Here is a 19,300-nt window from a genome sequence, read left to right on the forward strand (position 1 = left end):
GAATAAGGTTTTGACAGCTGCTACCATCCATCAGGATCGATCCTGACGGTTACGCGAGTCGCCGTCGCGGCGGCGCAGCCACTCGAGTGCGACGGCCCCCCCGGCGAGGCCGGCAGCGCCCGTGACACCGGTGAAGCCGGGGATCGGATCGAGGAGCCCCTCGTCCGTCTCGGTCTCGCCGTCGGGATCCACCGGAAACGTGTACAGCGCGCCCTCGGTCCCCGAACCGGGGATCAGCGGCGTGCTGCTCGCGACGAACGTCTCGCCGGGTTCGGCGACGCGCGCTGTCCAGAATCCCGCGACGTCTGAATCGTACCAGTGGGCGCGTTCCTCGGGCGCGGTCGGATCGCTCACGTCGTGGATTTTGACGCCCCCCTGATACCACGACGAGTAGAGGCGGTCGTCGCGCAACTCGAAGTTGTGTGAGGTCGTCCACTCTTCGCCGTAGTAGGACGCGTCGTCGGCCTCGGGCGCGTCGATCGTCGCCTGAAACTCGGGTTCGGCGGGATCGCTCACGTCGTAGAGGTCGATCCCGCCCGGTCCGTCGGGTTCGTCGCCGCCCGTCGCCCAGGCCTCCCGGCCGACCGCGAGGAGGTCACCGGTATCGTCGACCGCCGAGTAGTGATCGTTGCCCGGCAACCCCATCTGGGCCTCTTCGCCCTCGAGACCGCGTTGCTCCTCGAGGTCGGTGTTCATCACCCGCGAGATGTACGCCGGCTCCGTCGGATCGCTGACGTCGATCAGATAGGTGCCGGCGTCCCAGTGAGCGAGATAGGCGATCTCCTCGTGAACGTACACGTCGTGGAGGTAGCGAGCGAGCCAGAAGAGTTCCTCCCACTCCGGTTCGTGCTCGAGGAGCGACCAGCGACCGATCTCTTCTATCGCGTCGTCGCTCACGTCGTAGATGACGAGCGGGTTTTCGTCCTCGTCGTTGGCGACTACGTAGAGCAACTCGTCCGCGAGAAAGCAGTTGTGGATGTGGAAGCCGGTTTCGTAGGGCTCACCGACGGCGACCGGATCGGCGGGGTCGCTGACGTCGTACAGTACGAACCCGTGAAACACGTCGTCAGCCGCGTCGTCAGGCGGTACGTTCGCCGGTCCGGCGACGACCAGTCGATCGCCGTCGACTTTTACGTCGAGGATTTCGTCGAACAGAGCGCCGTCGACCTCGAGAGCGGGGCGGTCAGCGAGAACGGCGGGCTCGGCCGGGTCGCTGATATCGACGGTCGCGAACCCGGTCGTCGTGGCGAGATACGCCGTCTCGCCGCCGTCGCCGACGACGGCCTCGGCAGCGCCATCGACGGCGACCCGACCGAGCGGTTCGTACGTCTCCGGATTAGCGCCGGTGTCGAGCGACGCGGCTGTGGACGATGCCGCGACGGATTTCGGGAGGGACAGGGCGACTCCGGTGGACCCGACCGCCCGGAGGAACGATCTCCGTTGCATACGCTCACCAGCGTCCGGGGGGCCAAGTAAGGCACGCTGTTCAACAGCGCGTGACACTCGAGCGAAGTGAACGAGGGGGACTCGAGCGCGTTACAGTCGCCGACGGTCGCCCGTTCCTCCCGTCAGGGCGCTGGCGAGCGCTCCCTCGACGACGACGTCGTCGCCGAGATCGGTGACACGAATTTCGGGAACGTTGGTCATCACCATCTCCGAGACGCGTTCCCGAATGGGGTCGACGACCAGCTCCTCGTTGTGAAGGGCGACGGCACCGCCGAAGGAGACGACGATGGGCGCAAACGCGTGGACGACGTTCGTCACGCCGATGGCGTTCCAGTGGGCGAGTTGCTCGATGACGTAATCGGCCAGTTCGTCCTCGCCGGCCAGATCGAAGACGTCCTTCGCCGTGAAATCCGGCCCCTCGAGGGGGAGGGCGGTCGTAATCGTCGGGTCGTCCTCGGCGAGCAACTGGGCGTAGTCGGGGATTGCGTTACCCGAGCAGTAGGCTTCCCAGTGGCCCTCGCGGCCACAACCGCAGGTCAGGCGACCGCGCGGATCGACGACGTAGTGGCCGACCTCGCCGGCGTTGCCGTCCCAGCCGTCCATCACCTTGCCGTCACAGCAGACGCCGGCACCGACTCCCGAGGAGATCGTAATGTAAGCCATATCGTCGGGGTTGCTGGCGGCGTGAAACCGCTCGCCGATAACGCCGGCGTTGGTGTCGTTGTGGAGGTGAACATCGTCGCTGTCGATCAGCTTTCTGATGGGCCCGGTGAGGGGAATTCGGTCGATCGAATCGGGCAAGTTCGCGGGATCGATCACCGCCCCTTCCGCGAGGTCGAACGGTCCGATGGAGCCGATTCCCGCCGCAACGACCGCTTCGGGAGCGATACCAGCGTCGCCACAGGCATTCCGAAGTGTCCGAAGAACGCCCTCCGTGACGTCGATTCCTGTTGGTCCGCGCGGTGTGGGCCGACGGTCGACGCCGATCGTCGTCCCGTCGTCCGTCGCGACGACGGCACGAACGTTCGTCGCGCCGAGATCGACGCCCGCATAGTAGTCCATCCTGTCCTAGGGACGGCCGTCCCGATACTTAACTACACAGATCGTACTCGATCACGAGTAGTATTCGGCAGAAATCATTCGCAAAGAACGGCCGAGAGCGAACGGAGCGCCGCACGTATAGTAACAACTGAAACGATTACACTTGATCGCACAGCCGTCGTGCGATCAGGTGTACAGTGACTGTCAGTGGGTACGATAGGTGGAACCGTTCAGTACGCGGGAGTGAGCGAGGCGACGAACGACGGTGGCTACTCCATAACGTCCAGATCGCGGAAGTAGGTGACCGGACAGGGCGCTTGCAGGATGATTTCCTGCGAAACGGAGCCGAGAACGGCCTTCTCCGCCGGCGAGCGCCGTCGACCGCCGACGATCATCCGATCCGCATCGACGTCGATGGCCATGTCGACGACCTCGCTGCTAACCTCGCCGAGCGCACCGCGAACCTCGTAGTCGACGCCGGCATCCGTGAATATCTCCACGAGATCGCCGACCGGCGCGCGTCGGGCGGCGACCGCGTCGGGGTCGACGTCCGCAGCGCGGGCCTCGAGTCCGAGGTCGTCGTGGATATCCTCGTACTCGTCTTCCGTGAAGGCGTGCCCGATCACGACCGTCGCACCGAGTGGCTCCGCGATCTCGAGGGCGGTATCCGCGAGTTCCTCGGCCCGGACGGTATCCATCGGCCCGACGGCGAGCAGGATCGTATCGATCGTCATGCCAGCACTGTGGTAGTGCCATCCGCTTAAGTATTCTCGTCGTCGCAGTATTGCGAGGGCCGACGAGACTACCGGTCGGCGTCCGCCACGGCCCCGGTTTTGAAATCGGCGCTCGGAACGCGAGACCGGTCAGTCGTCGTAATCGTCACTCCGAACGAACGTCACGGGACACGGGGACGAGAGCAAGACCTCCTGTGCCGTCGACCCGAAGACCGCCTTACCGGTCGGCGATCGTCGCCGCCCGCCGACGACGACCCGATCGGCGTCGGTGCTGGTTGCGAGGTCGACGATGGCCGGTCCGTGCTCGCCGATCGCACCCCTGATCTCGTAGTCGATGTCGTACTCCTCGAGCGCCTGCTTGAGGTCGATGATCGTCGAGTGTCGCCGGGCGACTTCGTCGGGTTTGATCTCTTCTTCGGTGCGGTCGAACTCGAGTTCGGTGAGTACGTCCTCGTACTCGCTGCTGGTGAAGACGTGGGCGAGCACGACCGTCGTCTCGATTGGGTGCGCTACTTCGGCGACCGTTTTGGCCAGTTCGTCGCTTCGGTCGGCGTCGCCCGGACCAACGGCCAGCAACACGGTTTCCAAGTTCATATCAGCGACTAATCCGCTGCAGTACTGTAAATCTACGTTTTCGGGACCGCGATCGGTCGTCGTTCCGGGTGTTTTTTCCACGCAGTCGTCGACGGGGAAGACAACGCATGGACGGACCAGACCTCTCGGACCGGACGGTACTCGTCACGGGAAGCGCGAAGGGCGTCGGTCGCGAACTCCTGCTCGCGACGGCCGACTGCGGGGCGAAGACGGCCGTCCACTACCACACGAGCGCCGACGCGGCGCGCGAGGTGGCCGACGAAGCGACGGCGCGCGGCGCGAGCGAGGCGATGACGATTCAGGGCGACGTCACCGATCCCGAAAGCGTCGACGGCCTCTTCGGGGCCATCGAGTCGGAACTCGGGGCCGTCGACGTGCTCGTAAACAACGTCGGCGACTTCGCCCCCGACCACTGGACCGACCTCGAGTTCGAGACCTGGAACCGCGTGCTCGAGACGAACCTCAACGCGACCTACCTCTGTTCGAAACGGGCGCTGCCGGCCATGCGCGAGGCGGAGTACGGCCGGATCGTGAACGTCGGCTACGCCTCGAGCGAGAAGGGACTCGTGAGCCCGACGAACTTCCCCTACTTCGTCGCCAAGGCCGGCGTCCTGATGTTCACGCGGATGCTCGCCAACGACACGCAGGACGACGAGATCACCGTCAACGCGATTTCGCCGTACGTCGTCGAGAACTCCGACGAGTTCCCCGAGAAGCTACCCCGCGATCGGCCCGCGAGTTTCGAGGACCTGATCCAGCCGCTGTACTTCTTCCTCGATCCGGAGTCGGGGTACGTTAGCGGGGAGAATCTCGAGGTCGACGGCGGCTGGCTGCCCGAGTCGGTGTGATCGGTCCGGGTCACCGGCGGACAGCGAACCGTATAACTCGAGTCGCTTCGTTGGAGCCCGCATGACGGGTCACGTTCGGGCGATCCACATCGCGCCGGAACAGGGTGCACCGATGGAACGCGTCGAGCGGGTACCCGCAGTCGCCGGCCGGGGTCTCGAGGGCGACCGATACTACGACACCGAAGGCACGTTCGCCGAGCGGAGCGGCAGCGATCTCACGCTCATCGCCGCGGAGGCGCTCGCCGCGGTCGAACGCGACTACGACGTCGCGCTCGAGTCGGGAGTCCACCGACGAAACGTGACGACCGACGGCGTCGCGCTGAATCACCTCGCCGGAGAGCAGTTCCGGATCGGGGACGTCGTCTGCGAGGGCGTGGAACTCTGCGAGCCGTGTTCGTACCTCGAGGCCAACCTCGAGAAGCGAGGGGGTCGCGAGGCGCTGGTTCACCGCGGCGGACTTCGAGCGCGGATTCTCGAGGGAGGTATCCTCGCGACGGACGATAGAATAGAGCGTGTTTGAGGGAGTTTGAGGAATAAACACCCGATTGTTCATCTTTTCCACCTCCTCGAGAATATAAACATACTTCTTTGCGAAGGACGAGAGGGAACGTATGAACGAGCCGGGTATCCAGTCGCTGATGGATCAGGAGACGCTCGATCGACGGGTCCGCGACGGCGAGACTCCCGAGTGGGTCGTCGATCACTGGGAGTCCTTCCGGGACGGGCTGCTCGGCGAGCGGAACGGGACGCCGTTCCCGTGTTTCTTCGGTGCGGAGTCGCTCCAGCAGGGCGATCCGTTGTACACCGCAGTGCCGTCGATGAGCGACGCGGACGCGCTGTTGACCCTTCGTGATCGGATTCTCGAGTATCTCGAGGTGTACCGGACGCACTCGAAACGGGCGTCGCTCGTCACCTTCTTCAAGCCGCCCGAGACGCCACTCTCCGAGCGAACGTATCACGAAACGCTCTGGCACGTTCTGCAGACGCTGCACCTCCACGACCCCGAGCCGTGGCCCGAAGATATCCCCACCGATCCGGACGAACCTCACTGGGAGTTCTGTCTCGGCGGCGAGCCGATGTTCCCGACCTGTCGAGCGCCGTTCTACGAGCAGCGCAAGAGTCGGTACTGTCCGGTCGGCCTCGAGATCACCTTCCAGCCGCGGGCGCTGTTCGAGGGACTCGGCGTCACGGCGGAGACGGACGCCGGCCAACACGCTCGCGAGGTCATCCAGGACCGACTCGAGGAGTACGACGGCGTCTGCCCCCACGCCGATCTCGGGGACTGGGGCGTCGAAACCGACCGCGAGTGGCCCCAGTACCTGTTTTCGGAGGACGAGGCGCAAGCGCCGTCGACGTGCCCGATCACGATCACCCGAACCCACCCCAAACCCGCGGCTCGGCTGCCATGACGGACGCCGATAGCGGTTTCGCGGACCGGAACCGAAATCGGCTCGGGGACGCCGTGCTCCTGTTGGTCGACTTTCAGCGAGGGTTCGACGATCCCTCGTGGGGCGTCCGAAACAATCCCGACGCCGAAACGCAGGCCGCGCGCCTGCTCGAGCGCTGGCGGGAGACGGATCGACCGATCGTCCACGTCCGCCACGATTCTACGGAACCCGACTCGCCCTTGCGGGGCGACGCGGACGGCTTCGCGTTCAAACCGGAGCCGGCACCGCTCGAGGGCGAAGCGACGATGGCGAAGTCCGTCAACAGCGCGTTCATCGGGACGGAACTCGAGGCGTGGCTTCGCGAGCACGGATACGAGACGCTCGTCGTCGCGGGACTGACGACTGACCACTGCGTCTCGACGACGACTCGCATGGCCGAGAACCTCGGGTTCGATCCGATCGTCGTCGCCGACGCGACCGCGACGTTCGAGCGGCGCTTCGACGGCGAGGCGTTCGACGCGGAGACGGTCCACCGCACCGCACTGGCCCACCTCGAGGGGGAGTTCGCGACGGTGGTGACGACCGACGCGTTGCTCGAGTGACGGGGACGGAGCGGCGGCCGGTCCGTCTCGGATCGGCGGATCGCCACGCGAGTTCAGCAGTCGAGAGAACGTGACACACCTATGGCGCTCGCCGTTGCGGGGAGTCGTATGTACGTCGCAGTCGCCGGGACGTTCGGCCCCGTACACGACGGTCATCGAACCCTCTTCGAGCACGCGCTCCAGTTCGGTGACGACGGCGTCGTCGTCGCGCTGACGAGCGACGAACTCGCCGTCGAAACCCGTCTCGAGTCCCGCGAGATCCCCGCGTTCGACGAGCGCGTCCGGGCGGTGACCGACGCCATCGCCGAAATCGATCGGTGGGACCGCGACGTCGAGGTTCGGGAACTCACGAGCGAGTACGGCATCGCCGACGACGACCCGAGGATCGACGCCCTCGTGGTCTCACCGGAGACCGCGCCCGAACTCGAGACCATCAACGACCGGCGCCGGGATCGCGGCCTCGAGCCGATCTCCGGAATCGTCGCCCCCTACGTCCTCGCCGCGGACGGCGAGCGCATCTCGTCGACGCGGATGGTCGAAGGGGAGATCGACGAGCACGGGGCCGTCCTCGAATGAGCGCGTCGAACGCGGATCGGCGACCGCTGCTGTTCGTCCTCCTCGCCGGCGCGGTGCTCGTGACGCTGGGGATTCACCTCTCGCTCGTTCCGCGACGGTATCCGGACGACGTGTTCTCGACCGGGTTGGCGCTCGTCGGGGGCTGGCTGACGTACGCGCTCGCCTTCTACGCGGTGGGTCGGATCGGACCCCAGCCGCGGGAACTCCCCAGCATGCGCGTTGGGGATATCGGTCTCGCGCTCTTTTTGCTCTCGGTACTGCTCGCGGCGGCGCTCAACGCGTTCGGATTCACTCCCGAGTTGCTCCTCGAGGCGTACGTGCTGCCCGCGCTCGGGGTCTACGTCGGCCTCGCGTTGCTGGGCTGGTCGATCGGCCGTCGGACCGAGGCGATCAACGAGATCGTTCGGTGAGGGGTGGTACAGCGCTCGCCGCTGGATGTGGAGCCGACGAGCCGCTCGCTTCGGCGTTCGATCAGGTGGTGGCGACATCCTAAAGCGCTCGATCGGTGGTGGGGTAGTTCACTCCGATCGTGCGCCCGAGTTCGCGACCAAAACGGGGACGTCGCCGAACCGAACGACGTGGTCCGTGACGCTCCCCAGCGCCATCCGGTGGACGCCGCCCCGACCGCGGGTGGCCATCACGACGAGATCGGCGTCGACGGCGTCGGCGTACTCGAGCAACTCGTGTTCCGGCGGCCCCTCGAGAACCGTTCCCGTGGCCTCGACTCCGGCGGCGGCGGCCCGTTCGACGATGGCGTCGACGAACTCCCGGGCTCGCTCGCGCATCGCGTCTTCGGCGCTTGCAGCGTCGCCGGGGAGCCTGAGGTCGCTCAGTGGACCGGTGTCGGCGACACAGACGACGTGAACCGCCCCACCGTGGACGGCTGCGAGCTCGAGGCCGGTTTCGGCGGCGGCCGCGGCGTGGTCGCTGCCATCGGTCGGGAGCAAGATCGTCTCGAACATCGTGTCCGTGGCTACAACGAGAACGGTGAAATTCCTGCCGGGTGGTATCCGGTATCGTAGCCGCTACGCACCTGAGCGCACGATGGCTTGCGACGGGTGTGTAACTCGTTGCAGTGGGTACGATCTCTCGGTGCGACCCTCCGCCGTGTCGAACCCGTTCGATTGTGACATCTCGCAGAGAAGTATCTTCACTCGAGCGGTATCGAACCGTACAGGTGGCCCTCGCGGGACCAGTGTGTACTCGCTGAAACGCGACGGGCGTGGGCGAACGTGACGGGAGAGTGATAGCGAGTAGCAAGGGTTTATTTGGCTCACACGCTACTACGGTCCAATGGGTGAACGGCAGGGAGCGACGAAGGCAAACTACTGGGCGGATGCAGCGGACGGCGTCGCATTCCAGCGCTTCCAGACGCTCGTCAACACCATCGACGACGGGATCTACCAGCTCGATTCGACTGGGAACATCGTCGCAGTCAACGACGCAATCGTCGGTGCAACGGGGTACTCCCGCGACGAACTGCTGGGTGCACACGTTTCACTGGTTCTTGCCGACAACGACATCGCTCGTATCGAAGACGAGATTCGGACGTCCCTCGCGACGACCGGAGAGACGCGTCCGACGCTCGAGATCACGGTCGAGTCGGCCACTGGCGGGAACATTCCATGCGAGTTGCGCTTCAATCCGCTCGTCGAAGACGGCGAGTTTCAGGGTACCGTCGGCGTGCTCCGCGATATCAGTACGGCCGCCAAAGAGGCGACGTGGATGCAAACGCTGTCGGAGTACGAGACGATCCTCGAGGCGGTCGACGACGGGATCTACGTCCTCGACGAGGCGTATCGGTTTACCGCGGTGAACCAGACCTACGTCGAGATGACCGGCTACTCGCGCGAGGAACTCCTCGGCGCTCACTGCTCGCTCGTCGTCGACGACGAGGTCTCCGCCGAAGCGGCCGCACGGTCGATGGATCTCGCAGAGACCGGCGAGGAAGCGGTGACCATCGAAGCCGAACTGCTGCGACGCGATGGAACGCGGCTGCCGGCCGAGAGTAAATTCACGGCGCGACTGTCGGACGACGGGGCGTACGAAGGGACGATCGGCGTCGTGCGCGACATCTCCGATCGTAAAGCCCGCGAGCGAGAGCTACGAAAGTACGAAACGATCGTCGAAACCGTCGAAGACGGAATCTACGTCGTCGATGAGGACGGCCGGTTTTCGATGGTCAATCGAAGTTTCGCGGACATGCTGGGCTACGCGGCCGACGAACTGGTCGGGTCACACGTATCGCTGGTCGTCGACGAGCAGATCCACCGGCGCGCAGCGGAGATGGAAGAAGCGATCGTCAGGGATAGCGTTGACAACCCGTCCATGGAAGCGGCGATCAAAACCGCTTCGGGAGACCGCATCCCTTCCGAAGCGACGTTTGCGGTGTTACCCAGCGACGGGGATGCGCGTGAACGCGTCGGCGTGGTCAGAGACGTTACCGAACGGAAAGCCCGGGAACGAGCCATCGAGGAGAGCGAACAACGGTACCGGGCGCTGGTCGATCACTTCCCGGGTGCCGTCGGCCTGTACGACGAGAACTTTCGGTACACGGTAGCCGGGGGCGAACTGTTCGAGTCGCTCGACGTGTCACAGGACGACGTCGTCGGCGCGACCATCTACGAGCGCTATCCGGACGATCTCATCGAGCGGATCGAGCCGTACTTCCGGGCCGTGTTCGAGGGCGAATCCAACACGTTCGAGGAACGGTATCTCGGTCGCGATCTGTGGGCGCACACGCTCCCCGTTCGGAACGGCGCTGGCGAGATATTCGCGGGCGTCTTGCTGGTACAGGATATCACCGAGCGCAAAGCCTACCAGCGTCAGATCGAGGCCTCCAACGAGCGCTTGGAGCAGTTCGCGTACGCCGCCTCTCACGATCTCCAAGAACCGCTCCGGATGATCTCGAGTTACCTGCAACTCGTCGACCGTCGCTACAGCGACGAACTCGACGAGGACGGGCGGGAGTTCATCGAATTCGCCGTCGACGGAGCGGATCGAATGCAGGAGATGATCGAGGGGTTGCTCCAGTACTCGCGCGTCGAGACGCAGGGCGATTCGTTCGAGCCGATCGCGCTGGATTCGGTGTTCGAAAACGCGCGTGCGGATCTCGCGATGACGATCGACGAATCCGCCGCCGAGATCACGGCAACGTCGTTACCGCGCGTCCACGGCGACGCGGGACAGCTTCGACAGGTGTTCCAGAACCTCCTGAGCAACGCGGTGACGTACTGCGGCGATGAGCGACCACGGATACGCGTCGCCGCCGAGAAGGACGGCCGGGAATGGGTAATTTCGGTCCGCGACGAGGGGATCGGTATCGATCCGGCCGATCGAGACCGGATCTTCGAGGTGTTCCAGCGCTTACACAGCCACGAGGTGTACGACGGGACGGGAATCGGGCTCGCACTCTGTGAACGGATCGTCGAACGTCACGGCGGCGAGATCTGGGTCGAATCCGAGTCCGGCGACGGGTCGACGTTCTACTTCACGCTTCCCGATCGGCAGGACTGAGACCGACGCCGGAGTCGGTTACCGGTGAGTGAATCGGGGAGCCACTCTCACCGGTTAGTACAGCATCCGTTGTTATCGAGGGCATCGGCCGCCGTCTCGAGGGTTCACCCCGCTCCGGCGGAAAATCGTTCACTTCGTTCGCGGACGCTCGAGCGAACGTAATCGTTCGCTTCGCATCCGTCGTGAACGTGGTTTGGAGGGGGAACAAACGGCTCTCAGCGGAGTCGGGTGATCCGTATTTGTGCCTCGCCGCCTTACGAACAGTATGCCGAACGAACAATCGGTGGCGAACTCCGGGGATCGGATCGATCGAACTGCGCCGTCGGAGACCGCATCGGTCGATATCGACGGTCTCGAGCTCACATACGGCGACGGGACGACCGCCGTCAGCGGCGTCGATCTGACGGTCGCCGACGGCGAGTTCTTCGGCTTTCTCGGCCCGAACGGCGCGGGCAAGACGACGACGATCAAAGTCCTCGCGACGCTACTGTCACCGACCGCCGGCGAGGTCCGAGTGAACGGGTTCGACGTCCGGACGGAGCCGCGGAAGATCCGTGAATCGATTGGATACATGGCCCAGGAGACGAGTATCGATCCGGAGCTCACCGCCGAGGAGAACATTCGGTTCGCGTGCGAGGCCTACGGCGTCCCGCGAGGCGAACGCGACGCGCGAACGGCCGAGTTACTCGATCTCGTCGATCTCGAGGGAGTCGCCGACAAGCGCTCGGAGGAGTTCTCCGGCGGGATGAAAAAACGCCTCGACACCGCAACGGCGCTGGTCCACCAACCGCCGCTGGTGTTTCTCGACGAACCGACGACCGGCCTCGACCCGAAGGCGCGCAACCGACTCTGGGAGTACTTCAGGCGGATCAACGAGCGCGGAACGACGATCTTCCTGACGACGCAGTACTTGGAGGAGGCCGACACGCTCTGTGAGCGGCTGGCGGTGATCCTCGAGGGGGAGATCGTCGCCGACGGGTCGCCGGCCGACCTGAAGCGACAGGTCGGCGGCGACGTCCTCGATATCGAACTGGGCGACGGGGCCGACGCGCGGACGCGAGCCGCGGGGATCGCTCGGGAGTTCGACGCGTTCCGCGATGCGACCGTCGAGGAGACCGAGACGGGAATAAGCGTCACCGCCCAGACGGCCCGAAAGTCCGGAACGGATCTGCTCGTCGCACTCCGGGACGCGGAGTTGACCGTCACCGGGTTCAACGTTCGCGCGCCGACGCTGGACGACGTGTTCCTGGCGATCACCGGCGAACGCGTCGATGCCGAGCGCCTCGAGAGCGAACGCAGCGTTGACGCCGCCGAAACGGAGGGGTCGGCGTGAGCACTCCGACCGAGAGCCGGACGGCCGACCGCGAGGTGGCGCGGTCCGCGAACACGTTCGCCGGGGACGTCTGGGTCAACTTCAAACGGTGGAACCTCAAGGCCGTCCGGAATCCGTTCGTGCTCGTCGTCTCGCTCGCACAGCCGTTCATCTTCCTCGTGTTGTTCACGGAGGTGTTCGGCAACGTCGCCGGCGGGGCCGTCAGTCAGGGGCTGGGTCCGGGCGTCGGCTACACCACGTTTCTCGTCCCGGCCATCGCGATTCAGGTCGCGCTCGCGTCGGCGGTCACCTCCGGGATCGGACTGGTCAACGACATCGAGAATGGCATGTTCGAGAAAGTGCTCGTCTCGCCGATGAACCGGACCGCCGTCTTCGTCGGGAAGACCGCCGCCGAAGTGTTCCGGATCGCCCTCCAGATCGCGATCATCCTCGGGCTGGGCGTGCTCCTCGGCGCGGAGATTTCCACTGGCGTCGTCGGTGCCGTCGGGATCATCGCCGTCGGGATCCTCTTTTCGCTCTGGTTCATCGCGTTCTCGAACATGCTCGCAGTCCTCACTCGAGATCAGGAGTCGACGATCATCGGCGCGAACCTGTTGCAGTTCCCGCTCCTCTTCCTCTCGAGCGCGTTCCTCCCGCTCGAGGTGTTGCCGAACTGGATCCAGTCTTTCGCCCGCATCAACCCGGTCACGTACGGCGTCGACGCGGCGCGGGCGATCATGATCGACGAGGACGTGATGACCGTACTGGAGGTGACGGCGTTCGACGGAGCGCTCAACACGATCGTTCCCGCGGTCGCCGTGCTGATCGGGCTCGGACTCGTCTTCGGGTCCGGTGCTGTATACCTCCTCTCGAGAGCCTCGAGTTCGGACGTCCGGTAACTCCCTCGATCACGTATTCGACCTCGACGGGATGACCGTCGTCGTGACGACCGACTCCGGGACTGCGGACGAGAGGCTATGCGTCGGTGACGCTTCGACCACGTCGTCGATCACGAACGAGAACGCGGACGCACCGACGACGATGATCGCCGAGAAGCCGCCGACTTCCTTCCGACGAGGAGTGATCGGCAGGCACCCGTTCGCCCGACCCGAAACTGCTCGAGGAGTAACTACTTCGTTCTCTCCACCCAACGAGGTCGGTAGAGCCGACAGCGGCTCGAGCTACCATGAAGATCCACGAATTCGTTAGTGAGAACGAACCCAAAGCCGGCGGCGAGACCTTCCAACTCGAGAACAGCAAACTGCTCGATATCGATCTCGACGGGTCCGTCATCGCGAAAGCCGGGTCGATGATCGCCTACGACGGTAACCTCTCGTTTAAGGGGAAGTCCTCCGCCGAAGGCGGGATTACGGGCTTTCTCAAGGAGAAAGCGACGAGCGAGGGAACGCCGGTGATGGAGGCGACCGGTACCGGACACCTCTATCTCGCGGATCAGGAAAAGAAGATCCAGATCCTCGAACTCGACGCGGACGAGGAGATCTCGGTCAACGGAAACGACGTGCTCGCGTTCGAGTCCCGGGTGAGCTACGAGATCAGGACGATCAAGAGCATCGCCGGCTTCTCCGCTGGCGGGCTGACCAACGTCTCGCTGGTGGGTCCGGGCAGCGTCGCGATCACGACCCACGGCGACCCGCTGGTCCTGCAACCGCCCGTCAGAACCGATCCTAACGCGACCGTGGCGTGGAGCGAAACGACTCCCGACAGTCACGTGGACAGCGCGCTCTCGAACATGATCGGACAGTCCTCCGAAGAGACCTACCAGCTCGAGTTTACGGGCTCGGAGGGGTTCGTGGTCGTCCAGCCATACGAGGAGCACACGCCGCAGTAGCGGGGTCGGCCACCTCCGTTCTCGACCGACTCGACGAGAGACGACGTGTAGCGTCCAGCCCTTACTCGAGTGAGAACCCAGCGTCCTCGAGCGACTGCGCCGCCTCCCAGTACTCCTCGATCGTATCTTGGGCCCACGAGCGAACCGCGTCGTCGTCCGTATCGATCGACGCTCGCAGAACGCCCTGCTCGTCGCGCAAGAGCAGATAGACGACGTCATCGAGGATCATGACTGCGAGCGGGACGCCCCCGTCGCGAACCCGAACCGACGCACCGTCGGTTTCGAGAAGCGCCTCGAGCGAGTTTCGAAGTCCGGTATCCTCGGCGAGCGCTTCGATCGCGCTCCGCGAAAAGACCCCGTCGAACGTCTGCTCGCCGTCTGCCGTCCGCTCTCGAACGACCGTGAGGGTCTGTTCGTTGAACGCGTGCGAGACCGTCCGCACGTCGTCGGCATCCTCGAGCAACTCGAGCAGGCGCGACAGCGGCGCGTTCGGTCGGGTCTGGCTCGGAGTCGTGATCGTCGCGGTGGCGAGTCGTCGCAGATCGAACGTCATCGCATCGGCGGGCAGGTAGTCGACGATGCCGCGGAGCCGTCGTTCGGTTTCGATGATCTCCCGGAGATCGGTAAACCCGGAGGCGACGAGGCGGCCCGTCGCGGTCGCCGCGTACTCGCTCCCGTCGCGCCCGATCCACGATCGGTCCTGAAAATCGCCGAGGATTCGACCCAGCGTCGCCTGCGAAGCGCCCGTCTCCGCGGCCAGTTCGTTCCGCGTATGGCCGCCCTCGGACAGCAGCCTGAGTACGTCGACGCGGTTCGCCGAAAGCGCGAGAAACTCGATCTCCTCGAGTGCCGATTCCATACGTGTTCTGGGATCCGGTACGCCATAGTGTTTTCGCACTGTGAAAAAATTTCACACCGCGATACCGGCGGGCGACTACGCGCCGTTTTCCCCCGTAGTCGCCCCTTTCCCGGAGAGGGGGTGTTTTCTCGACGTGAAATGATTTCTGAATTAACCTATACCCTTCGCACTCCTACTCGGATACAAGATGACGCAATTTTCCTCTACGCGGACCGGGCCCGCCTCCCCGATCCGCCCGTCCGACCGCAGAACCGGGGTGACGGCCTAACATGATGGATCGTCGCTCGCTCGTCTTTTTCGCCCTCGCGAGCCTCTTCTTCGGCGGCACGTTCGTCGCCGCGAAGGCCGGCCTCGAGTACTTCCCGCCGCTCCTGTTCGTCGCGCTCCGATTCGACGTTGCAGCGCTCGTCATGCTGTCCTACGTCGCCCTCACCGCCTCGCGCGAGGAGTTCCGGCCCGAAACCCGGGGCGACGTCGTCGGAATCCTCGCAACCGGCGGCCTCGTGATCGGGCTGTCGAACGCGCTCCTGTTCGTCGGCCAGCAGTACGCGACCAGCGCCGTCGGCGCGATCGTCTTCAGCCTCAACCCCATCCTGACCCCCGTCTTCGCGGCCGTGCTCCTCTCGGACGAGCGCCTCTCGCCTCGCGGAACGGTCGGGATGGTTCTCGGTCTGCTCGGCGTTGCCCTCGTAGTCAGCCCCGACCCCGCGAACCTGCTCGGCGGCGACGCGCTCGGCCGAGCGATCCTCTTCGCCGGCGCGGTCAGCGCCGCGCTCGGGGCCGTGCTCATCCGCCGGTCCGGATCGAACGCCACCCTCTCGAGTACGGTTCGAATCGCGTGGGGGCTGCCCATCGCGGCGATACTCTGTCACACGTTCGCGTGGTCGGCCGGCGAGTCGATGGGCGCGATCACGTGGTCTTCGAGTGCGTTCGTCGCGCTCGGCTACGTCAGCGTCGTGGCCGGCGTCCTCGCTTACATCGCCTACTTCGGCCTGCTCGAGTCGACGGGTGCGATCAAGGCGAACCTGATCTTCTACGTCGTTCCGGTCGTCTCGACGCTCGGCGGGTGGGCGCTCCTCGACGAACGGATCGCGCCGCTGGCGCTCGTCGGTTTCCTGACGATCTTCGCCGGCTTCGCCGTCATCGGCAGCGAGTCGGTGGACGTTCGATCGTTGCTGCCCGAGCGGGTGGTTGAAACGGTCGTCTCGGACGAACGGACGGCCGCCACGGAAGAACCGCGCGGCTACCGATCCGACTAATCGACGCCCGGCGCATCTCGTCGCATCGACGCGGAGAGCGTCTCCGTCAACGAGTGGTTCGGTACTCGATCGAAACCGCGTTCGGCGGATGGAAAAGAGCGGTATCGGCCGCGAGAAGGGCCTCGAGGCGCTCGATTCGTACCACCAGACCAAGAACGTCTCGGTGAACCTCGAGGAGCGGGATCGGTAACCGATCGCCGTCGAACGCGCGGTTTCTGTCTATCGCGACTCCGTTTCCGAAACGAATCCGGTGACTGGATGGGTCCTGCAGTTGCTGGACACGGTGTTATCCACGACCTCCCAGCCGATTTCTCCTCACGGACGCGAAGCGTCCGTTCGGATGGTTCGCGGGACCGTCGGTCCCGCGCTAACGCTCGCTCGTGCTCACGGCTATGCCGTTCGCGTCCGCGGCGCTACGCGCCGCGCTCTCGCTCACTCATCCCTCGCACATTGTCGAACGGCGACTCACTGGTCGTTCGTCGCCGTTCAGCGCGCGCCACCCGTACGTGGTTCGATCGGTTTGTAGCGGTAATTAAACTACTCAGTCGCTACTGATCGCGGGTTCCACTGGCTATCTCGAGTAACGAAGTCGTCTTCCATCCCTCGTTATTCGCCGGCCGAATCCCGGTCGTCAGTGACGGAGACCGGAACGCGAGGTGCGCCGGGAGCGTGAGTTTAGACGGGACACTCGCGACGACGGTCCTCGACGGATAGCGCGCGATCGATCCGACGTCGTGCATCCGATCGAATCGCTTGAGGGTTCCCGATCGAGTGAGCGCCGGAAGGGTGCGCTCGTCCGACGTTCGTCACGGCCCTCGTCCGCGCTCTGCGAGCAATCCGAACTCGCTCGAGAACTGCGCGAGGATCACCGTCACGATTCGACGTTCACCGGCGGCGACAGAATCGATCTTGGACGAACGAATCAGAGGGTTTACGGGCTTTCCGGCTGGTTGAACTACTTATGTGTGCGACTTTCACCGACGATGACGTCGGTAAGCCGGTCGAACGAACCGACGGAAAGGTGATCGGAACCGTAGCCTCGCTCGAAACGGGGACGGCTCGCGTCGAACCGGCACCCGACGTCGTCGATGCAATCAAAGCCCGCTTCGGGTGGGACGAGATCGGCGGTCCGTTCATTCTCCACGAAAACGACATCCGTGAAATCTCCGAGACGCGCGTCCACCTCGCTGAAGGGTTCTCGAGGGCGAACGCGCCGACGCCGGCGGGCGAGTCGACGGACCGAACGGACGCCGAAACGGGCTCCGCGGACGGCTCGGCGGGTTCGACGAACGACTCGGTGGGTTCGACACCGAACTCGACGTCGAACGCGGGCGGCATCGGCCCGTTCAACACCCGATTTCAGATCGGTGCCGCGGTCGTCTCGGCGCTCAGTTTTCTCGTCGCAGTGATGTTCGGATGGACGGGGTATCAGGGATCGGCACTGTTCACCGTCGGTCCGGAACTGAGCATCGTCTCCGGGGCAGCCGGACTCATGATGTTCGCGTTCCTCGGCGTCATTTTGCTCGTCGCCGCGACCTACATGAAACCCGGTTTCGACGACTGAGAACGCGACTCGAACGCGAGATCGATCACGTTTTTCGAATACGATCTTCTGCGACCCGCGAGTACGAGCGGGCCGCATCGGTCCCGAACACCGACGCCGCGGAATCAGTACCGTTTCTCGAGCCCCGCCAGACGATTGCAGGCACCACCGGCTTATCTCGAACTCGGATAGGATCGACCATGTGTGCAACGTTTACGGACGACGAGGTCGACAAAGCCGTCGTGAACGACGCTGACGAGGAGATCGGCGTGGTCGCGTCGGTCGACGGCGATCTCGCCCACGTCAGGCCGAAATCGGGTGCCGTCGACTCGATCAAATCCTCGATCGGGTGGGACAGCGTGGCCGAAGAAACCCGCCCGATAAGCGGCGATTCCGTTCGCGAAATCACCGACGATGCGGTCCGACTCGAGGGGGACCTGCCGACGGCCGGCGAGGAGACGCTCGAGGAAACGGACTCGATCCGCGAAAGCGGGGTCGACCGTGGTCTCGAGGCCGATCCGACCGAGCTGACGCGACAGGAACCGGAGGCCGAGTTCGATCCCGGCGACACCAGTTCCCGGACCGGCACCGCCGTTGAACCGGACGACGAACACCGCTCGACCGACGCCGCTGTCGACCTCGACGATGAACCGCGGCGGACGGACGCCACGGTCGACCCCGGCGAACAGCCCCGGCGGACGGACGCCGAGATGGATCCGGATGCGGTTCGCGACGCGGATCCGAGCGGCGGTGGGCCGACGACCGAAGGTGCGGAGCGATCGAATTTCGAGGACGGACCCGAAGCGCGGCGGATCGCTCGAGACGAGGAGTCGGACGCCGGCGACCAGTGAGACGCGGTCGCTCGAAGTGCGGTTGCGCCGCCGCTGTGTGTTCCGGCCCGAAAACTAAGTCGCACCTCGTGATACGACGGCTATGGCTCGACGACGCGGTGACGGCGAACTCGAAGGTATCGACGTCGCTGGTCCGGAGGACGGCCAGTCGATCGTGTTTCTCCACGGCGCGATGTTCACGCGGGCGATGTGGCTCCCGCAGATGCACGGACTGTCCGACGAGTACCGGGTCGTGGCACCGGACCTGCCGGGACACGGCGTTCGGGCGGACGAGACGTTCCGAATGGATCCCGCGATCGATCTGCTCGAGGCGGTGATCGAGCGCTACACGGGCGGAAGCGCAGTGTTGGTCGGGCTCTCGCTGGGCGGCTACGTTGCGACGGAGTACGCCTATCGCCACCCCGACGACATCGACGGCTTGGTACTGTCGGGGTGCAGTGCGAACCCGATCGGCGGGATGGAGACGCTCACTCGAGTCACCGGCGGGATATCCCGGGCCGCGACGAACCCCGATATCGGCGAGCGCGCCGTCGAACGGCTCGGCGAGCGATGGGTTCGCAACCGGGAGCTTCCCGAAGACGTCCAACGAGCGATTCTCGATGGGGGAATCTATCCGAAACAGTTCGGGGACGCGGGACCCGACATCGCGGGCGAGGATTTCCGGGCGAAACTCTCGAGCTATCCCGGACCGACGCTCGTACTCAACGGCGAACGCGACAGGATCATGCGCCGCGGCGAGCGGGATCACGCGGCGGCGGCGCAGGACGGCCGTATCGAGGTGCTGGCGGACGTCGGCCACATCTGCAACCTCCACCGACCGGAGGCGTACACGTCCCGCGTTCGGAACTTCATGCACCAGCGGGTCGTCGCTCCGCAGTGAGG

21 protein-coding genes and 2 pseudogenes are annotated in these 19,300 nt (G+C 64.9%); 16 read left to right on the forward strand and 7 right to left on the reverse strand.

The genetic code is table 11. From position 1 onward, the window contains the following. Positions 1 to 30: 30 nt before the first annotated feature. The 4 genes from DWB23_RS03555 to DWB23_RS03570 all read right to left on the reverse strand — a co-directional run bounded on the left by DWB23_RS03555 (position 31) and on the right by DWB23_RS03570 (position 3,815). On the reverse strand, positions 31 to 1,446 hold the full coding sequence (locus tag DWB23_RS03555) for an LVIVD repeat-containing protein (RefSeq protein ID WP_121741413.1): 1,416 nt from the start codon (positions 1,444 to 1,446) through the stop codon (positions 31 to 33). A 90-nt stretch (positions 1,447 to 1,536) separates the two neighbouring features. Next, positions 1,537 to 2,508, reverse strand: coding sequence for an ROK family protein (locus DWB23_RS03560; RefSeq protein ID WP_121741414.1), 972 nt, complete (start codon positions 2,506 to 2,508; stop codon positions 1,537 to 1,539). A 248-nt stretch (positions 2,509 to 2,756) separates the two neighbouring features. Then, positions 2,757 to 3,221 carry a universal stress protein gene (locus tag DWB23_RS03565; protein ID WP_121741415.1) on the reverse strand — a complete coding sequence of 155 codons (465 nt, stop codon included), beginning with the start codon at positions 3,219 to 3,221 and terminating at the stop codon, positions 2,757 to 2,759. Positions 3,222 to 3,350: 129 nt separating this feature from the next. After that, on the reverse strand, positions 3,351 to 3,815 hold the full coding sequence (locus DWB23_RS03570) for a universal stress protein (protein WP_121741416.1): 465 nt from the start codon (positions 3,813 to 3,815) through the stop codon (positions 3,351 to 3,353). 107 nt (positions 3,816 to 3,922) lie between these two features. Here DWB23_RS03570 and DWB23_RS03575 point away from each other — a divergent pair, with 107 nt between their 5' ends. The 6 genes from DWB23_RS03575 to DWB23_RS03600 all read left to right on the forward strand — a co-directional run bounded on the left by DWB23_RS03575 (position 3,923) and on the right by DWB23_RS03600 (position 7,639). After that, positions 3,923 to 4,663 (forward strand): SDR family NAD(P)-dependent oxidoreductase, encoded by a 741-nt coding sequence (locus DWB23_RS03575; protein WP_121741417.1) that lies wholly within the window; start codon positions 3,923 to 3,925, stop codon positions 4,661 to 4,663. A 61-nt stretch (positions 4,664 to 4,724) separates the two neighbouring features. Then, positions 4,725 to 5,183: an MOSC domain-containing protein gene (locus tag DWB23_RS03580; RefSeq protein WP_121741418.1), complete on the forward strand. Its 459-nt coding sequence runs from the start codon at positions 4,725 to 4,727 to the stop codon at positions 5,181 to 5,183. A gap of 91 nt (positions 5,184 to 5,274) precedes the next feature. After that, positions 5,275 to 6,072, forward strand: coding sequence for a YqcI/YcgG family protein (locus DWB23_RS03585; RefSeq protein ID WP_121741419.1), 798 nt, complete (start codon positions 5,275 to 5,277; stop codon positions 6,070 to 6,072). Further along, positions 6,069 to 6,653: a cysteine hydrolase family protein gene (locus DWB23_RS03590; protein ID WP_121741420.1), complete on the forward strand. Its 585-nt coding sequence runs from the start codon at positions 6,069 to 6,071 to the stop codon at positions 6,651 to 6,653. The genes DWB23_RS03585 and DWB23_RS03590 overlap by 4 nt, the downstream gene beginning before the upstream one ends. Positions 6,654 to 6,761: 108 nt before the next feature. After that, positions 6,762 to 7,229: a phosphopantetheine adenylyltransferase gene (locus tag DWB23_RS03595; RefSeq protein ID WP_162989734.1), complete on the forward strand. Its 468-nt coding sequence runs from the start codon at positions 6,762 to 6,764 to the stop codon at positions 7,227 to 7,229. Beyond that, positions 7,226 to 7,639 (forward strand): hypothetical protein, encoded by a 414-nt coding sequence (locus DWB23_RS03600; protein ID WP_121741422.1) that lies wholly within the window; start codon positions 7,226 to 7,228, stop codon positions 7,637 to 7,639. The genes DWB23_RS03595 and DWB23_RS03600 overlap by 4 nt, the downstream gene beginning before the upstream one ends. 108 nt (positions 7,640 to 7,747) lie before the next feature. On the opposite strand, the gene DWB23_RS03605 is transcribed toward DWB23_RS03600, so the two are convergent. After that, a complete protein-coding gene (locus tag DWB23_RS03605) occupies positions 7,748 to 8,191 on the reverse strand; it encodes a universal stress protein (protein ID WP_121741423.1) in 444 nt (147 codons plus the stop codon). A gap of 331 nt (positions 8,192 to 8,522) precedes the next feature. Here DWB23_RS03605 and DWB23_RS24085 point away from each other — a divergent pair. The 4 genes and pseudogenes from DWB23_RS24085 to DWB23_RS03620 all read left to right on the forward strand — a co-directional run. Beyond that, positions 8,523 to 8,924: pseudogene (locus DWB23_RS24085) on the forward strand (PAS domain S-box protein); the annotation flags it as partial. Positions 8,925 to 8,954: 30 nt separating this feature from the next. Then, entirely contained in the window at positions 8,955 to 10,745 is a 1,791-nt protein-coding gene (locus DWB23_RS03610) for a PAS domain S-box protein (protein WP_455429437.1), read from the forward strand. Positions 10,746 to 11,010: 265 nt separating this feature from the next. After that, complete coding sequence (locus DWB23_RS03615; RefSeq protein ID WP_121741425.1) at positions 11,011 to 12,078, forward strand: ABC transporter ATP-binding protein; 1,068 nt, start codon at positions 11,011 to 11,013, stop codon at positions 12,076 to 12,078. Then, on the forward strand, positions 12,075 to 12,956 hold the full coding sequence (locus tag DWB23_RS03620) for an ABC transporter permease (protein WP_121741426.1): 882 nt from the start codon (positions 12,075 to 12,077) through the stop codon (positions 12,954 to 12,956). Before DWB23_RS03615 ends, DWB23_RS03620 begins: the two co-directional genes overlap by 4 nt. A gap of 9 nt (positions 12,957 to 12,965) precedes the next feature. Here the strand turns inward: DWB23_RS03620 and DWB23_RS03625 are convergent, their stop codons facing one another. Next, positions 12,966 to 13,208 (reverse strand): hypothetical protein, encoded by a 243-nt coding sequence (locus tag DWB23_RS03625; protein WP_121741427.1) that lies wholly within the window; start codon positions 13,206 to 13,208, stop codon positions 12,966 to 12,968. Positions 13,209 to 13,243: 35 nt separating this feature from the next. Here DWB23_RS03625 and DWB23_RS03630 point away from each other — a divergent pair, with 35 nt between their 5' ends. After that, on the forward strand, positions 13,244 to 13,906 hold the full coding sequence (locus tag DWB23_RS03630) for an AIM24 family protein (protein ID WP_121741428.1): 663 nt from the start codon (positions 13,244 to 13,246) through the stop codon (positions 13,904 to 13,906). A gap of 61 nt (positions 13,907 to 13,967) precedes the next feature. Here DWB23_RS03630 and DWB23_RS03635 read toward each other — a convergent pair whose 3' ends face one another. Then, a complete protein-coding gene (locus DWB23_RS03635) occupies positions 13,968 to 14,765 on the reverse strand; it encodes a helix-turn-helix transcriptional regulator (RefSeq protein ID WP_121741429.1) in 798 nt (265 codons plus the stop codon). A gap of 269 nt (positions 14,766 to 15,034) precedes the next feature. Here DWB23_RS03635 and DWB23_RS03640 point away from each other — a divergent pair, with 269 nt between their 5' ends. From DWB23_RS03640 to DWB23_RS03665, 5 genes and pseudogenes are all read left to right on the forward strand, one after another. Further along, positions 15,035 to 16,024 (forward strand): DMT family transporter, encoded by a 990-nt coding sequence (locus DWB23_RS03640; RefSeq protein ID WP_121741430.1) that lies wholly within the window; start codon positions 15,035 to 15,037, stop codon positions 16,022 to 16,024. Between the two features lie 15 nt (positions 16,025 to 16,039). Further along, positions 16,040 to 16,214, forward strand: a pseudogene (locus tag DWB23_RS23940) (aldehyde dehydrogenase family protein); the annotation flags it as partial. A 771-nt stretch (positions 16,215 to 16,985) separates the two neighbouring features. Further along, positions 16,986 to 17,588: a hypothetical protein gene (locus tag DWB23_RS03655; RefSeq protein WP_121741432.1), complete on the forward strand. Its 603-nt coding sequence runs from the start codon at positions 16,986 to 16,988 to the stop codon at positions 17,586 to 17,588. Positions 17,589 to 17,767: 179 nt separating this feature from the next. Then, positions 17,768 to 18,418 (forward strand): hypothetical protein, encoded by a 651-nt coding sequence (locus DWB23_RS03660; protein ID WP_121741433.1) that lies wholly within the window; start codon positions 17,768 to 17,770, stop codon positions 18,416 to 18,418. An 82-nt stretch (positions 18,419 to 18,500) separates the two neighbouring features. Beyond that, positions 18,501 to 19,298 (forward strand): alpha/beta fold hydrolase, encoded by a 798-nt coding sequence (locus DWB23_RS03665; RefSeq protein WP_121741434.1) that lies wholly within the window; start codon positions 18,501 to 18,503, stop codon positions 19,296 to 19,298. Positions 19,299 to 19,300 lie beyond the last annotated feature (2 nt).

This window comes from Natronorubrum halophilum (genome assembly GCF_003670115.1).
GTDB lineage: Archaea > Halobacteriota > Halobacteria > Halobacteriales > Natrialbaceae > Natronorubrum > Natronorubrum halophilum.

What these genes read in the sequence shown, in the direction of transcription:
- DWB23_RS03580 (WP_121741418.1), top strand. Translation starts at nt 4,725, where the DNA reads ATGACGGGTCACGTTCGGGCGATCCACATCGCGCCGGAACAGGGTGCA.
- DWB23_RS03600 (WP_121741422.1), top strand. Translation starts at nt 7,226, where the DNA reads ATGAGCGCGTCGAACGCGGATCGGCGACCGCTGCTGTTCGTCCTCCTC.
- DWB23_RS03665 (WP_121741434.1), top strand. Translation starts at nt 18,501, where the DNA reads ATGGCTCGACGACGCGGTGACGGCGAACTCGAAGGTATCGACGTCGCT.
- DWB23_RS03575 (WP_121741417.1), top strand. Translation starts at nt 3,923, where the DNA reads ATGGACGGACCAGACCTCTCGGACCGGACGGTACTCGTCACGGGAAGC.
- DWB23_RS03560 (WP_121741414.1), bottom strand. Translation starts at nt 2,508, where the DNA reads ATGGACTACTATGCGGGCGTCGATCTCGGCGCGACGAACGTTCGTGCC.
- DWB23_RS03555 (WP_121741413.1), bottom strand. Translation starts at nt 1,446, where the DNA reads ATGCAACGGAGATCGTTCCTCCGGGCGGTCGGGTCCACCGGAGTCGCC.
- DWB23_RS03630 (WP_121741428.1), top strand. Translation starts at nt 13,244, where the DNA reads ATGAAGATCCACGAATTCGTTAGTGAGAACGAACCCAAAGCCGGCGGC.
- DWB23_RS03640 (WP_121741430.1), top strand. Translation starts at nt 15,035, where the DNA reads ATGATGGATCGTCGCTCGCTCGTCTTTTTCGCCCTCGCGAGCCTCTTC.
- DWB23_RS03590 (WP_121741420.1), top strand. Translation starts at nt 6,069, where the DNA reads ATGACGGACGCCGATAGCGGTTTCGCGGACCGGAACCGAAATCGGCTC.
- DWB23_RS03660 (WP_121741433.1), top strand. Translation starts at nt 17,768, where the DNA reads ATGTGTGCAACGTTTACGGACGACGAGGTCGACAAAGCCGTCGTGAAC.
- DWB23_RS03585 (WP_121741419.1), top strand. Translation starts at nt 5,275, where the DNA reads ATGAACGAGCCGGGTATCCAGTCGCTGATGGATCAGGAGACGCTCGAT.
- DWB23_RS03610 (WP_455429437.1), top strand. Translation starts at nt 8,955, where the DNA reads ATGCAAACGCTGTCGGAGTACGAGACGATCCTCGAGGCGGTCGACGAC.
- DWB23_RS03605 (WP_121741423.1), bottom strand. Translation starts at nt 8,191, where the DNA reads ATGTTCGAGACGATCTTGCTCCCGACCGATGGCAGCGACCACGCCGCG.
- DWB23_RS03635 (WP_121741429.1), bottom strand. Translation starts at nt 14,765, where the DNA reads ATGGAATCGGCACTCGAGGAGATCGAGTTTCTCGCGCTTTCGGCGAAC.
- DWB23_RS03615 (WP_121741425.1), top strand. Translation starts at nt 11,011, where the DNA reads ATGCCGAACGAACAATCGGTGGCGAACTCCGGGGATCGGATCGATCGA.
- DWB23_RS03595 (WP_162989734.1), top strand. Translation starts at nt 6,762, where the DNA reads ATGTACGTCGCAGTCGCCGGGACGTTCGGCCCCGTACACGACGGTCAT.
- DWB23_RS03570 (WP_121741416.1), bottom strand. Translation starts at nt 3,815, where the DNA reads ATGAACTTGGAAACCGTGTTGCTGGCCGTTGGTCCGGGCGACGCCGAC.
- DWB23_RS03655 (WP_121741432.1), top strand. Translation starts at nt 16,986, where the DNA reads ATGTGTGCGACTTTCACCGACGATGACGTCGGTAAGCCGGTCGAACGA.
- DWB23_RS03565 (WP_121741415.1), bottom strand. Translation starts at nt 3,221, where the DNA reads ATGACGATCGATACGATCCTGCTCGCCGTCGGGCCGATGGATACCGTC.